This window comes from Streptomyces sp. SAJ15 (assembly GCF_007595705.1).
Lineage (GTDB): Bacteria > Actinomycetota > Actinomycetes > Streptomycetales > Streptomycetaceae > Streptomyces.
Window position 1 is genome coordinate 714,416 of sequence record NZ_NISY01000001.1, and the last position, 14,188, is coordinate 728,603.

General features: G+C 74.4%; 11 protein-coding genes. 8 read left to right on the forward strand and 3 right to left on the reverse strand.

Going from position 1 to position 14,188, the window contains the following annotated elements:
- Positions 1 to 38 precede the first annotated feature (38 nt).
- Genes CD790_RS03135 through nudC form a run of 3 tightly spaced genes read left to right on the forward strand, consistent with a single transcriptional unit; the run spans position 39 to position 6,696 of the window.
- The gene (locus CD790_RS03135) at positions 39 to 4,217 is read left to right on the forward strand and encodes an ATP-dependent DNA helicase (RefSeq protein ID WP_144381395.1); all 4,179 of its coding nucleotides are present in this window, start codon (positions 39 to 41) and stop codon (positions 4,215 to 4,217) included.
- A gap of 57 nt (positions 4,218 to 4,274) precedes the next feature.
- On the forward strand, positions 4,275 to 5,696 hold the full coding sequence (locus CD790_RS03140) for a dipeptidase (protein ID WP_144381396.1): 1,422 nt from the start codon (positions 4,275 to 4,277) through the stop codon (positions 5,694 to 5,696).
- Between the two features lie 49 nt (positions 5,697 to 5,745).
- Positions 5,746 to 6,696, forward strand: coding sequence for an NAD(+) diphosphatase (nudC, locus tag CD790_RS03145; protein ID WP_144381397.1), 951 nt, complete (start codon positions 5,746 to 5,748; stop codon positions 6,694 to 6,696).
- Between the two features lie 38 nt (positions 6,697 to 6,734).
- Here the strand turns inward: nudC and CD790_RS03150 are convergent, their stop codons facing one another.
- Positions 6,735 to 6,977: a mycoredoxin gene (locus tag CD790_RS03150; protein WP_144381398.1), complete on the reverse strand. Its 243-nt coding sequence runs from the start codon at positions 6,975 to 6,977 to the stop codon at positions 6,735 to 6,737.
- 337 nt (positions 6,978 to 7,314) lie between these two features.
- Between CD790_RS03150 and CD790_RS03155 the strand changes: the two genes are divergently transcribed.
- The 5 genes from CD790_RS03155 to CD790_RS03175 all read left to right on the forward strand — a co-directional run bounded on the left by CD790_RS03155 (position 7,315) and on the right by CD790_RS03175 (position 11,171).
- Positions 7,315 to 9,564 carry an ATP-dependent DNA helicase UvrD2 gene (locus CD790_RS03155; protein WP_144381399.1) on the forward strand — a complete coding sequence of 750 codons (2,250 nt, stop codon included), beginning with the start codon at positions 7,315 to 7,317 and terminating at the stop codon, positions 9,562 to 9,564.
- A gap of 149 nt (positions 9,565 to 9,713) precedes the next feature.
- Positions 9,714 to 9,998, forward strand: coding sequence for a hypothetical protein (locus CD790_RS03160; RefSeq protein WP_144381400.1), 285 nt, complete (start codon positions 9,714 to 9,716; stop codon positions 9,996 to 9,998).
- Between the two features lie 115 nt (positions 9,999 to 10,113).
- A complete protein-coding gene (locus CD790_RS03165; protein WP_144381401.1) occupies positions 10,114 to 10,476 on the forward strand; it encodes a WhiB family transcriptional regulator in 363 nt (120 codons plus the stop codon).
- Complete coding sequence (locus CD790_RS03170; RefSeq protein ID WP_144381402.1) at positions 10,473 to 10,796, forward strand: hypothetical protein; 324 nt, start codon at positions 10,473 to 10,475, stop codon at positions 10,794 to 10,796. Before CD790_RS03165 ends, CD790_RS03170 begins: the two co-directional genes overlap by 4 nt.
- A 177-nt stretch (positions 10,797 to 10,973) precedes the next feature.
- On the forward strand, positions 10,974 to 11,171 hold the full coding sequence (locus CD790_RS03175; protein ID WP_144381403.1) for a hypothetical protein: 198 nt from the start codon (positions 10,974 to 10,976) through the stop codon (positions 11,169 to 11,171).
- A gap of 97 nt (positions 11,172 to 11,268) precedes the next feature.
- Here CD790_RS03175 and CD790_RS03180 read toward each other — a convergent pair whose 3' ends face one another.
- On the reverse strand, positions 11,269 to 12,768 hold the full coding sequence (locus CD790_RS03180; protein ID WP_144381404.1) for an AarF/ABC1/UbiB kinase family protein: 1,500 nt from the start codon (positions 12,766 to 12,768) through the stop codon (positions 11,269 to 11,271).
- Between the two features lie 80 nt (positions 12,769 to 12,848).
- Positions 12,849 to 14,000 (reverse strand): ThiF family adenylyltransferase, encoded by a 1,152-nt coding sequence (locus tag CD790_RS03185; protein ID WP_144381405.1) that lies wholly within the window; start codon positions 13,998 to 14,000, stop codon positions 12,849 to 12,851.
- Between the last annotated feature and the right edge of the window lie 188 nt (positions 14,001 to 14,188).

Below are 14,188 nucleotides of genomic sequence, written 5' to 3' on the forward strand. Positions count from 1 at the left end.
TGGTCGGGGATGTCGGAGCCACCCGTTAGCCTCGCAGGGTGTCCCCACATCTCAGCGACCCCGAGGAGCTCAAGGAGCTCCTCGGCATCCCGTTCACCCCGGAGCAGATGGCGTGTATCACCGCGCCGCCCGCTCCGCAGGTGATCGTGGCCGGCGCCGGGTCGGGGAAGACGACGGTGATGGCCGCCCGCGTGGTCTGGCTGGTGGGCACCGGGCAGGTCGCCCCGGAGCGGGTGCTGGGCCTCACCTTCACCAACAAGGCCGCCGGGGAGCTGGCGGAGCGGGTGCGCAAGGCCCTGGTCAAGGCGGGCGTGACGGACCCGGACCCAATCGACCCCGACCAGCCGCCGGGGGAGCCGCGGATCTCCACGTACCACGCCTTCGCCGGGCAGCTCCTCAAGGACCACGGGCTCCGCGTCGGCCTCGAACCCTCCGCGCGGCTGCTCGCCGACGCCACCCGCTTCCAGCTCGCCGCGCGGGTGCTGCGCACCGCGCCCGGCCCCTACCCGGCGCTCACCCGCCCCTTCGCGGACCTCGTCACCGACCTGCTCGCGCTCGACGCGGAGCTGGCCGAGCACCTGGTCCCCGCCGAGCGGCTGCGCGCGCACGACACCGAGCTGCTGCGCACCCTGGAGGGCACCAGGCTCAGCAACGCCGACCTACGCAGGGTGCCCGAGGCCGCCCGCGCCCGGCTCGAGCTGCTCGGTCTGGTCGAGGCGTACCGCGACCAGAAGCGCGCCCGCGACGTGCTGGACTTCGGCGACCAGATCGCGCTGTCGGCGACCCTGGCCCGCGGCCGCCCGGAGGTCGGCCGGATGCTGCGGGAGGAGTTCGCGGTCGTCCTGCTGGACGAGTACCAGGACACCTCCGTCGCCCAGCGGCTGCTGCTGTCCGGGCTGTTCGGCGGCGGCACCGGACACGCGGTCACCGCCGTCGGCGATCCGTGCCAGGCCATCTACGGCTGGCGCGGCGCCTCCGTCGCCAACCTGGACGACTTCCCCGAGCACTTCCGGCACGCCGACGGCCGGCCGGCCCGGCGCTTCGCGCTCAGCGAGAACCGGCGCAGCGGCGGCCGGCTGCTGTCCCTCGCCAACGGGCTGGCCGCGCCGCTGCGGGCCATGCACGAGGGGGTCGAGGCGCTGCGCCCGGCCCCGGGCGCCGAGCGGGACGGTGTGGTGCGCTGCGCCCTGCTGCCCACCCACGCCGAGGAGCTGGCCTGGCTCGCCGACTCGATCGCGCACCTGGTGCGCACCGGGACGGCCCCCGGCGAGATCGCCGTGCTGTGCCGCACGGCCACCGACTTCGCGCAGATCCAGGGCTTCCTGGTGGAGCGGGACGTGCCGGTGGAGGTGGTCGGCCTCTCCGGTCTGCTGCACCTGCCGGAGGTCGCCGACCTCGTCGCCGTCTGCGAGGTGCTCCAGGACCCGTCGGCCAACGCCTCCCTGGTCCGGCTGCTCACCGGCCCGCGCTGGCGCATCGGCCCGCGCGACCTGGCGCTGCTCGGCCGGCGCGCCCGCGCGCTGGTGCGCGACGGCCGCGCCGGCGAGGAGCCGAGCGGGGACGCGGCGCGGGACGCCCAGCGGAGGCTCGCCGAAGCCGTCGAGGGGGTCGACCCGGCGGAGGTGGTCTCGCTCGCCGACGGGCTCGACACCTTCCTGGGCGACGGCGGCCACGAGGACGGGCTGCCCTTCTCGGCCGAGGCCCGGGTCCGCTTCGCGCGGCTCGCCGCCGAGCTGCGCGAGCTGCGCCGCTCGCTCGCCGACCCGCTGATGGACGTGCTGCACCGGGTGCTGGCCGTCACCGGCCTGGAGGTCGAGCTCTCCGCCTCGCCGCACGCCCTCGCCGCCCGCCGCCGCGAGACGCTCGGCAACTTCCTCGACGTCGCCGCGAACTTCGCCGCCCTGGACGGGGAGACCACCCTGCTGGCCTTCCTGGGCTTCCTGCGCACGGCCGCGCAGTACGAGAAGGGGCTCGACAACGCCCTGCCCGGCGGGGAGAACACCGTCAAGGTGCTCACCGCGCACAAGTCCAAGGGCCTGGAGTGGGACGTGGTGGCGGTGCCGGGCCTGGTCGCCAAGCAGTTCCCCAGCGAGCAGGGGCGCGAGTCCTGGACGGCGCACGCCAAGGTGCTGCCGCACGCCCTGCGCGGCGACGCCGCCACACTTCCGGACGTCGACGCCTGGGACAGCAAGGGCATATCGGCCTACAAGGAGGCGATGAAGGAGCACCAGCACACCGAGGAGCTGCGGCTGGGCTATGTGACGTTCACCCGCCCCCGCTCCCTGCTGCTGGGCTCCGGCCACTGGTGGGGCCCCACCCAGAAGCGCCCGCGTGGGCCGTCCGCCTTCCTGGAGGCGCTGCGCGCGCACTGCGAGACGGACCCGGCCCACGGCGAGGTGGAGGCGTGGGCGGACCGGCCGGGGGACGAGGACGAGAATCCCGCGCTCCGCGCGGACACCGCCGACAGCGCCTGGCCGCTTCCGCTGGACCCGGACGCCCTGGCCCGCCGCCGCCGTGCCCGCGACATCGTCCTGCGCCACCTGAGGCGACTGGAGGCCGCGGCGCGCGCCGCCCAGGAGAGCGGCGGGTACGAGGACGACGTGTATGAGGCCGTCGCGGACGGCGCCGCCGCGGATCAGGACGCCGCCGCCCCCGCGCGGGGCCCGGTCGCCCATGACGTCGAGCACCCCGCGACCACCTCGGACCCGGACTGGCCGCCGCCACCGGACGACGAGCCCGAGGACGAGCCCTACGGAGGGCCGTTCGGCGACGAGCCCCACGCCGGCGCCCCCCACGCGGACGCGCCCCACGGTGACCCGTACGGCTCGTATGGCGACGCGTACGGGGGCGCCCCCTATGGCGACGAGCCGCCCGAGGACGACCCGTACGCCGAGGGGGCGGAGGACCCCGCCGACTGGGACGCCTGGAGCACGGAGCGCCCCGCCCCCGCCGCGGGCGTGCGCCTGCCGGCCCAGGCCGCCCCCGGCGCGCCCGCCGACGTCGCCCGCGCCGACGAGGTCGAGGACCGCGCGCACCTCAAGGACACCGACGGCATCGACGACACCGGGGACGCCTACGGCATGGGGGACGCCGACGACACCGAGGGCGGCGACGGCATAGGCGACGCCGACGACATCGCGGACGCCGTGCCGCCCGTGTCCGGCGGGGCTCCCGAGCCTTCGTCGCACCCCGACGCCGACCCCGGTCCGAGCGGCGGTGACCGCGGCCGGCCGCGCGCGGTCATACCCCACGCACGGCCCCGGCCCGCGGACGGCGCCCCGCGCGGGACGGCCGCGCCCGGGGGCGGGCGGTGGCGCCGCGGCGAACGCCTGCTGCCCGAGGAGGCGCGGTTGGCCGCCTCCTGGGACCGCGACCTGGAGGCGCTCGCCGGCGAGCTGCGGCGCGCCCGCGCGGTGGTGCGGGACGTCCCCGTCCCTCCGGTGCTGAGCGCCTCGCAGCTGCTGCGGCTGGCCGCCGACCCCGACGGGTTCGCGCGGGAGCTGGCCCGGCCGATGCCGCGCCCGCCGCAGCCCGCCGCGCGGCGCGGCACCCGCTTCCACGCGTGGGTGGAGTCGCGCTTCGAGGAGCTGCCGCTGCCCATGCTCGGTCCCGACGAGCTGCCCGGTGGCGACGACGAGGGACTGGCCGGCGCGGAGATCGCCGACGAGCGGGAGCTGGCCGCCCTCAAGGAGGCGTTCGCCCGCACCCCGTACGCGCGACGCACCCCGTATCGCGTCGAGGCGCCGTTCCAGCTGGTGCTCGCCGGCCGTACGATCCGCGGCCGCATCGACGCGGTCTACCGGGAACGCGGCCCGCGCGGGGACAGCTACGAGATCGTCGACTGGAAGACCGGGCGGTTCCACGACGCCGACCCGCTCCAGCTTGCCGTCTACCGGGTCGCCTGGGCCGAGCAGCGCGGCGTGCCGCTGTCCGCGGTCACGGCGGCGTTCCTGTACGTGCGCGGCGGCGAGATCGTTCGGCCGCGGTCGCTGCCCGACCGCGCGGAGCTGGAACGCATCCTGACGGGCGAGCCCGCCGTGCCGGAGGGCGCCGCGGAGGTCGGCGGGGCCGGGGGCGTGGAGCGGAGAGACCGGACCGGGGAAGCGGATCAGACCGGGGGCCCGGCCGGGGTCGGCCCGGACGGGGCCGAGGGTGCGGACGAGGGCGGGCTGGACGGGGCCGGGGCCGGGGGCGCGGACGAGGGCGGCGTCGGGTGACGAGCGCCTCAGAGCTCGCTGCCCGGCCCGCGGCGTGGGCCGGATAGGCTCGTCGGCATGAGCACCACCCCGGACGCCGCTGTCCGCGCCTACGTCGAAGGCCACCGTGCCGCCTTCCTCGACGACCTCGCCGAGTGGCTGCGCATTCCTTCCATATCGGCCGATCCCGGTCACGCCGACGACGTCCGGCGCAGTGCCGAGTGGCTTGCGGGCCGGCTGACGGCGACGGGCTTCCCGACGGTGGAGATCTGGGAGACCGCGGGTGCTCCGGCGGTGTTCGCCGAGTGGCCCTCCGGCGATCCGCAGGCGCCCACGGTGCTGGTCTACGGCCACCACGACGTGCAGCCCGCCGCGCGGGAGGACGGCTGGCACACCGACCCGTTCGAACCGGTCGTCCGGGACGGCCGGATGTACGCGCGGGGCGCCGCCGACGACAAGGGCCAGGTGTTCTTCCACACCCTGGGGCTGCGGGCCCATCTGCACGCCACCGGGCGCACCGCCCCGGCCGTCAACCTCAAGCTGCTCGTCGAGGGCGAGGAGGAGTCCGGCTCCCCGCACTTCCCCGACCTGGTGCGCGCGCACGCCGCCCGGCTCGCCTGCGACGCGGTGGTCGTCTCCGACACCGGCATGTGGTCCGAGGACACCCCGACCGTGTGCACCGGTATGCGCGGCCTCACCGACTGCCAGATCGACCTGTACGGGCCCGACCAGGACATCCACTCCGGCTCCTTCGGCGGCGCCGTGCCCAACCCGGCCACCGAGGCCGCCCGGCTGGCCGCCGCGCTGCACGACTCCGAGCGCCGGGTGGCCGTCCCCGGCTTCTACGACGGAGTGGTGGAGCTCACCGACCGGGAGCGCGAACTCCTGGCCGAGCTTCCCTTCGACGAGGACGTCTGGCTGCGCACCGCCCACTCGCGCGCCGCACTGGGCGAGGCGGGCCACACCACCCTGGAGCGGATCTGGGCCCGCCCGACGGCCGAGGTCAACGGCATCGGCGGCGGCTACCAGGGCCCGGGCGGCAAGACCATCGTCCCGTCCACCGCCCAGCTGAAGCTGTCCTTCCGGCTGGTCGCGGGCCAGGACGCGGAGCGCGTCCAGGACGCCGTGCGCGCCTGGGTGGCCGAGCGGCTGCCCGCCGGCATCCGGCACGAGATCACCTTCTGGGGCGCGACCCGACCCTGTCTCACCCCGCTCGACCACCCGGCCCTCCAGTCCGTCGTGCGGGCGATGGGGCGGGCCTTCGGGCAGCCGATCCGGTTCACCCGCGAGGGCGGCTCGGGACCGGCCGCCGACCTCCAGGACGTGCTCGGCGCGCCGGTGCTCTTCCTGGGGATCTCCGTGCCCTCGGACGGCTGGCACGCGCCGAACGAGAAGGTCGAGCTGGAGTTGCTGATGAAGGGCGTCGAGACCACCGCGTACCTGTGGGGGGACCTCGCGGACACCTGGCGCCCCGCACCGGCCGGACGGCCCGCGCCGTGATGCGGGCGAGCAAGAGAACGAGCCGTCATAGGGGGAGTGGGAAACCGTCGTGACCATCTGGACCGAACGCACCGTCGACCGTCCGATCGCGCTCACCAGCGCCAGCGGGATCGACCGCGCGGCACACCATCGCCTGGACGAGGCATGGCTGGCGGCGGCCTGGAGCCACCCCACGACCCGGGTGTTCGTGGTCTCCGGGGGCCAGGCGCTGGTCGACGACGGCCCGGACGGCCGCACCGAGCTGGTCATGACCCCGGCCTTCGAGGCCCCGCTCACCGAGACGCACCGCTACTTCCTCGGCACCGACGAGGACGGCGTGCGCTACTTCGCGCTGCAGAAGGACGCCCTGCCGGGACGGATGGACCAGTCCGCGCGGCCGGCCGGACTGCGGGAGGCGGGCGCGCTGCTCTCCGACCGCGACGCGGCGCTGCTCACCCATGCCGTGGCGCTGGAGAACTGGCAGCGGCTGCACCGCTTCTGCTCGCGCTGCGGCGAGCGCACGGTCATCGCGGCCGCGGGCCACGTCCGGCGCTGCCCTGCCTGCGGCGCCGAGCACTACCCGCGTACCGACCCCGCCGTGATCATGCTGGTGACCGACGAGCACGACCGGGCGCTGCTGGGCCGCCAGATGCACTGGCCCGAGGGGCGCTTCTCCACGCTGGCCGGGTTCGTCGAGCCGGGGGAGTCGATCGAACAGGCCGTCGTCCGCGAGGTGGCCGAGGAAGCGGGCGTGACCGTCGGCGAGGTCGAGTACGTGGCCAGCCAGCCCTGGCCGTTCCCGTCCAGCCTGATGCTCGGCTTCATGGCGCGCGCCACGTCCGACCGGATCGACGTGGACGGGGAGGAGATACACGAGGCGCGCTGGTTCTCCCGAGAGGAGCTGCGGGCCGCGTTCGAGGTCGGGGAGGTGCTCCCTCCGTCCGGCATCTCGATCGCGGCCCACCTGATCGAACGCTGGTACGGCGAGCCCCTGCCGTCGGGCGTCGGCCGCCAGGGCTGACACCCGCGGACCGCGGGGCGCGCCGCACCGACGGCCGGTCAGACGCTGATCTTCGCCTTCACCTGCGCGAGCGAGGGGTTGGTCAGCGTCGAGCCGTCGGCGAACAGGACGGTCGGAACCGTCTGGTTGCCACCGTTGGCCTTCTCCACGAAGGCGGCCGACTCGGGGTCCTGCTCGATGTTGATCTCGTGGTAGGTGATGCCCTCGCGGTCCAGCTGGCTCTTCAGACGGCGGCAGTAGCCGCACCAGGTGGTGCTGTACATCGTCACAGTGCCCGACATCGGTCTCGGTGCTCCTTAAAGGGGTGAGGGGACGCTTGGCGCGGTTCCAGTGGTCCAACGTGCGGCCGGACCGCACCATTCCCGGGCCCGTCCCCCGCAATGCCGACCCGATGTGCGAAACGTCGCATTCCGCACCGGTCGTCGGTCGCCGGGCGCCGGACCGCGGGCGAGGCGTGGGCGAGGCCCGGCCCCGCCGTGGCCCGCCGGCCGCGGGGGTCAACGGTAGACGCCGGATGGACATCCGATGGCGGGCGGGGGACCGGTATTCGTATGACCGCGACCACTCACCTGTGGACAACCGGCTCAGGTGTCCCGGCGGACCTGGCAGCATGGCGGGGTGACACCAGCAACGCCTTCCACCCTCTTCCCGCCGGTCTCCGCGCCGAGCGAGTACGCGGCGACGCCGCGTGACGCCGACGCGGTGCTGGAGGGGCTCGACCCGGAGCAGCGCGAGGTCGCCCTCGCGCTGCACGGTCCGGTGTGCGTGCTGGCCGGCGCGGGCACGGGCAAGACCCGCGCCATCACCCATCGGATCGCCTACGGGGTGCAGGCGGGAATCCTCCAGCCCGCCAGTGTGCTCGCCGTCACCTTCACCAACCGCGCGGCGGGGGAGATGCGGGGGCGGCTGCGTCAACTCGGCGCCGCCGGCGTCCAGGCCCGCACCTTCCACTCCGCCGCGCTGCGCCAGCTCCAGTACTTCTGGCCGAAGGCGGTCGGCGGCGAGCTGCCCCGGCTGGTGGAGCGCAAGGCGCAGCTGGTCGCGGAGGCCGCCGCGCGCTGCCGGCTCCGGCTGGACCGCACCGAGCTGCGCGATGTGACCGGCGAGATCGAGTGGTGCAAGGTCACCCAGACCGTCCCCGAGGACTATCCGGCGGCCGCCGCCAGGGCGGGCCGCGAGGCCCCGCGCGACCCTGCCGAGATCGCCCGGGTGTACGCGGGTTATGAGGAGCTCAAGCGCGAGCGCGGCCAGATCGACTTCGAGGACGTGCTGCTGCTCACGGTGGCGGTGCTCCAGGACCGGCCCGACATCGCCGACCAGGTGCGCCGCCAGTACCAGCACTTCGTGGTGGACGAGTACCAGGACGTCAGCCCGCTCCAGCAGCGGCTGCTGGAGCTGTGGCTGGGCGACCGGGACAGCCTGTGCGTGGTCGGTGACGCCAGCCAGACGATCTACTCCTTCACCGGCGCCACCCCGGACCATCTGCTGGACTTCCGCCGGCGTCACCCCGGCGCCACGGTGGTCAAGCTGGTCCGTGACTATCGCTCCACCCCCGAGGTGGTGCACCTGGCCAACGGGGTGCTGGCCCAGGCGCGCGGCCGTGCCGCGGAGCACCGCCTGGAGCTGGTCTCGCAGCGCGAGCCGGGGCCCGCCCCCGGCTACACGGAATACGGGGACGAGCCCGCCGAGGCCGAGGGCGTCGCCCGGCGCATCCGGGCGCTGCTCGACTCCGGCGTCCGGGCCAGCGAGATCGCCGTGCTCTTCCGGGTCAACGCCCAGTCCGAGCTCTACGAGCAGGCCCTGGCGGACGCCGGGGTGCCCTACCAGCTGCGCGGCGCCGAGCGCTTCTTCGAGCGGCCCGAGGTGCGCGAGGCCGGGTTGCTGCTGCGCGGCGCGGCCCGCGCCGGGGCGGCGGACCCGACGCTGACGGAGGTGGACGTCCCCTCGCAGGTGCGGGCGGTGCTGGGCACCCGCGGCTGGTCGGCCGAGCCGCCGGCGGGCTCCGGCGCGGCCCGGGACCGCTGGGAGTCGCTGGCGGCGCTGGTACGGCTCGCCGAGGACTTCGTCCGGTCCAGGCCGCGGGCCACCCTCGCCGACCTGGTCGCCGAGCTGGACGAGCGGGCCGCGGCACAGCACGCCCCCACGGTGGAGGGTGTGACGCTCGCCTCACTGCACGCGGCCAAGGGCCTGGAGTGGGACGCGGTGTTCCTGGTCGGCCTCACCGAGGGCATGATGCCGATCACCTACGCCAGGACCGACGAGCAGATCGAGGAGGAGCGGCGACTCCTCTATGTAGGGGTCACCCGGGCGCGCCGCCATCTCTCCCTCTCCTGGGCCCTGTCACGGGCCCCGGGCAGCCGTGGCGGGCGGCGCCCCAGCCGTTTTCTGCACGGGCTGCGCCCGGGGACCGTGCCGGCGGGCGGCCGTGCCGCCTCCGCGGGCGGCCGAGGGGCGAGCCTGGAGTCGGGGGCGCCGTCCTCGGCCCACAGCCCCGGGGAGCGGGGCGGCGGGCCGCGCCGGCGCCGGGCGCCGGCGCGCTGTCGGGTGTGCGGCAGGACGCTGACCGACGCCGGCGAGATCAAGCTCATGCGCTGCGAGGACTGCCCCTGCGAGCTGGACGAAGGCCTCTATGAGCGGCTGCACGAGTGGCGGTCCGCGCGCGCCCGCGAACTGGGCCAGCCGGCCTACTGCGTCTTCACCGACAAGACACTGCTCGCGATCGCGGAGGCCGTTCCGGGAACCGAAGTGGAGCTTTCCGCCATCTCTGGTGTGGGGAGGCGGAAGCTCGACGCGTTCGGTGCCGAAGTCCTCGCGCTCTGTAGTGGCGAGACGCCCCGCGCAGACGAAAAGAACTCGCTGGAAAAATAGTTTGCGCACGCGGAGGCCGTACCCATAGCCTTCCGAGCAGGAGAGAACGAGCCTTTCGGGGCGCGTTCGAACCTGCTGTACTGCTGTACTGAAAGCCCCGTGGACTGGCTACGGCCAGCCCCCCGAGACGCCGAGAGGAGGCGGAGACAATGACCAGCTTCATCAAGACGATCAAAATGACCGATCGCCCGGTCATCGCCGCCTGCCCGCTCGACGCTTCGCGTTTCCGGGGCACCGGTCTGTCCTCCGTCCTGGAATCCGTCGTGAGTGAGCGACCGACCCAGGCACCTGAGGCAGTGACCACGGCGACGGCGCCCACCTATGCCTTTGCCTTCGCGGTGGCGGCCAATGGTGCCGGATCCCTGACGACCGTTCAGCAGCAGCACCCGATGTGGGCCTTCCGTGGGCTCAAACCCTGGAGTTATCGCACCTGATCCAGGATCAGGTCGGCACCTTCCAGGGCCGCGGAACCCCTACCGGGATCCGCGGCCCTTTTGATTTGCCACCAGCCCGGCCACCAGCCGGAACGAAGAGACGAGGAACACACCCGTGCAACTCAAGGCGCACACCCCGTCCGTATCGACCGACCTGATCCCCCCGCCTGACTCCTCGGAGGACCCCTTGACCTCGCTCACCGCCCTCACCGATCTCGATGACGCCATCGAGAACCTCGGCGTAGCCGTCCCGTGCCGTTCCTACGACCCGGAGGTCTTCTTCGCCGAGTCCCCGGAGGACGTGGAGTACGCCAAGTCGCTCTGCCAGACCTGCCCGCTCCGCGAGGCCTGCCTCGCCGGCGCCAAGGACCGCCGCGAGCCGTGGGGCGTCTGGGGCGGCGAGCTGTTCGTCCAGGGTGTCGTCGTGGCCCGCAAGCGGCCGCGTGGCCGCCCGCGCAAGAACCCGGTCTCGGCATGATCTCCGCCGGCACGATCGACCGCCCAGCGGCGCACGACCCGAAGAAGCAGGAACTGATCATGACGCCGTCCACTGACGAGCGATCCCCAGAAACCACCGCACGCACCACCACCGGCGTGATCGAGTCGCGCCAGAACAGGACCCGCGCCATGCAACTCATCCCAGAAGCTCTGGCTCGCGCACAGATGGAAGATCGTCTGCGGGAGGCCGACTCCCAACGCACGGCGCTCCGGCTGGTGACCGCCCGTCGGATGCAGCGCCGAGCCGAGCGCGCCTCGCGCCGCGCCCGCCGCGCTCTGGCGATGGCGGTCATGCACTGACCACCGGGGCGTTGACCTCCGGGACACCGACGTCGAGTCCCGGTGGGCACACCACCACACCCGCATACCCGAGGGCCGGTTCACGTGACCGGCCCTTCGGCCTCTCCTCCCCCCGAAGGGGGGTGATTGAGGGCGCGTTAGCACGGTCCCCACCACGGGCGGGGATATCGTCGCCAGGTGGACCAGAAGACGCATGACCCCGTGCCGTTGGAGTCCGAGAACCCGGTGTGCGCCCGCTGCGGCGCCGTCGCCGAGGGGACGCCGCTCACCTGGACCTGCTCCGTGGAGAACGGCACGCGCCGCTACTTCTGCGAAGACTGCGCCCGCGCCAACCTCCGGGCGATCGAGGGCCGTCTCGACTCCTCCTGGTGGTGAGGCGCGCCCCCGACCCTCCCGAGGCCGGAGGCGAGCCGCACCGCACCGCCGGTGCGTGAGCGGAGACGCCCAGGCCCGGGCGGCTCGGTCGGGGCCCTCAGGCGGATGCCCCCTCGGCCCGCGCCGGCCCGCCGTCCGCCGTGGCCCCCCGCTCGGCGTCCTCCGCCGCGTCCTCCGCGGGGCCCTCCGGGTCGGCTTCGTCGCCGTCCTCCCCGATCTCCTCGGCGGCGTCCTCCATCACGCCGTCGTCGCTGTCGTCCTCCGCCAGGAAGCCGGGCACCCAGTCCTCCAGCTCTCCCCGCATCCCCACCGTGGCGTCGAGTTGGCAGAGCACGCCGATGGTGCTGAGGCTGACCCGATGGATGAGCAGGTAGGACGGCGGCAGGTTGAGCTGGTTGCCCAGCTCGTACAGGGGGGACTTGCGGTCGGCCAGTCGCGCGGCCTGGCCGCGGATCCAGCCGCGCGTGAACGCGAACTCCTCCACCTGCGCGGGCTCGATGATGGGCAGCAGGTACGCCAAAAGGGCGTCGGGGTCGAGCTCGAACTTCTCCTTGACGAACCCCTCCTCCCGCATGAGCCGGTACACCGCGTCGGCCTCGCCGGCGAGCGCCAGCCGCAGGGCGATGCCGATGGTCGGGGGAAGCCCCTCGGAAAGCCGGTCCACCGTGCCGAAGTCCAGGACGCCCAGCCTCCACTTCTCGGCCGGACCGTCCGGGGCGTCGGAGGTCAGCAGCCGGAAGTTGCCCGGATGCGGATCGGCGTGGAGCAGCCCGGTGCGGGACACCCCGGAGAAGAGGAAGCGGGTCAGCAGCTGTCCGGCCCGGTTCCGCTCCTCCGGCGTGCCCTCGGCTATCACCTGGGAGAGCGGCGTGCCCTCCATCCACTCGGTGATCAGCACCTGGTCGCCCTGGTGCACCACGTCCGGGACCAGGACGTCGGGGTCGTCGGCGAACTCCTCCGCGTAGGCCCGCTGGGCCTGCGCCTCCAGGCCGTAGTCGAGCTCCTCGGACACCCGGTCGCGGAGCTCGGCGATGAGCGGCTTGAGGTCCATGCCGGGCACCAGCGGCCCCAGCACCTTGGCGAAGCGACTCAGTTGGTTCAGGTCCGACAGCAGCGCCTCGCCCGCTCCCGGGTACTGCACCTTGACCGCGACCTCGCGCCCGTCGTGCCACACCGCGCGATGCACCTGGCCGATCGAGGCCGCCGCGGCGGGCTTGTCGCTGAACTCCAGGAACAGCTCGCGCCAGTTCGGGCCGAGCCGCTCCGACAGGGCGGTGTGCACCGTACGGGCCGGCATCGGCGGCGCCGCCTCCTGGAGCTTGGTCAGAGCGGCGCGGTAGGGCCTGGCGATCTCCTCGGGCAGCGCCGACTCGAAGACCGACATCGCCTGGCCCAGCTTCATCGCACCCCCCTTCAGCTCGCCGAGGACCTTGAACAGCTGCTCCGCCGTGCGCTGTTGCAGCTCTCGGGCGACGATCTCCGCCGACCGGCCGCCGATCCGCTTACCGAGACCCCAGGTGGCACGCCCGGCGAAGCCGAGTGGCAGCGAGGCCAACTTGGCGGTACGGGTGATCGCCTTGCGCGGAAGATCAGTCATGCGCCCCTCCAACTACCTGCAACCGAGCCATCCCGGGGAACGGCACCCCCGGGTCCCGTCGCCCACCCAGCGGACGCCGGTCACCCGGCCATTGTTGCGTGCGGCGTCCGAGAGCCTGCGGGATATCCCCCATCCCCTGACATCGCCGCTCCGCAGCCACACTCCGGATGGGCCTCGAACGGGCGTGGATGCCAGGCGGCAGCGGGCATCGGCAGCTCCAACCGGGCACCGGCGCTGGCAGGAAGCTGACCGTCGAGAAAGCCCAAGGCGTGGACCGCGGCGAACCCCGCGACCACCGTCGCCAGCGCCGTGTCACAGGCCGGAGCGGCGGGACGGCGGCCCGAACGCCACTGGGCGACCATCCGGGGCCAGTCCGACTCCCGCTCCGCGGACCTCGCGGCCACACACCCGGCGCAGGGGGTGCTGCCCGGCAGCACCAGCGGCCCCACGACCCCGGTCGCCTCGATGACCCCCGCGTAGAGATGCGGGATTCCCGCGGCGATGAGCGGCTCGGCCTCGGCCGGGTCCGGCGCGTACGCCGCGAGCCCGTCGCGGGGCGCGATCACCACCAGCGTCAGGCCCGGTTCGCCGGCGGTGTCCCGGCGCCGAGCCGCGGGCACCGTCCGGCGCGCCCGGTCCTCGGGGGCGGCCCGACGCACCATCCGCCGCGCCGCCGCATCCCGCCGCTCGCCGATGTCCTCGGCGGTCAGCCCGCCGGGCGCCACGTCCCAGGGTTCGACCCGGCCGCCGTCCATCACCTCGACCCGGCCCACGCCGGAGGCCGAGAGGACCGCCGCGACCGCCGCGCCGACCCGGCCGGCGCCCTTGACCCGCACCCGCATCTCCCGCCGCGCGGCCAGCGCCCGCAGCGCCGCGCCCGGGACGGGGTGCAGCACCGACAGCGAGGCCAGGTCGGGGCGCAGCCGCTCCAACACGCCGCGCCGCTCCCGCAGCGCCTGCGCCGCCGCCCCGCCGCCCGTCGGGTCGTCGAGCAGCCCGGCCGCGGCCAGCCGCTCCACCAGCGCGTCGGCCCGCCCCTCGGGCAGCCCCATCGCCCGTGCCTCCTCCCGCAGCAGCGGCAGCCCGCGGGTGCCGTCGAGCAGTTCGAGGAAACAGCCGGTGGCGGTGTCCAGCGGCCCCAGCACCACGGCGTGCGCCGGGGCCACCCCGAACCGCACCGTGTCCCGGCTTCGCCAGCCGCGCCGCAGCGCGGGCTTGAGCATCGGATGCATGACCGTGATCCCCCGTCCCCCTCGGGCGGATCCGCCGGTGTCCCCAGCGGATCCGCGTCGCGCCACGGCGGCGCCACGCCCACAGCATGCGCGCCCCGCCGCCCACGCCGCCCGGAGTTATCCACAGCCGCGCGCATTAGTCGTACGAACGTGGGCGGGTGGCGGTCGGCCCGGCCACGGCGTGCGGG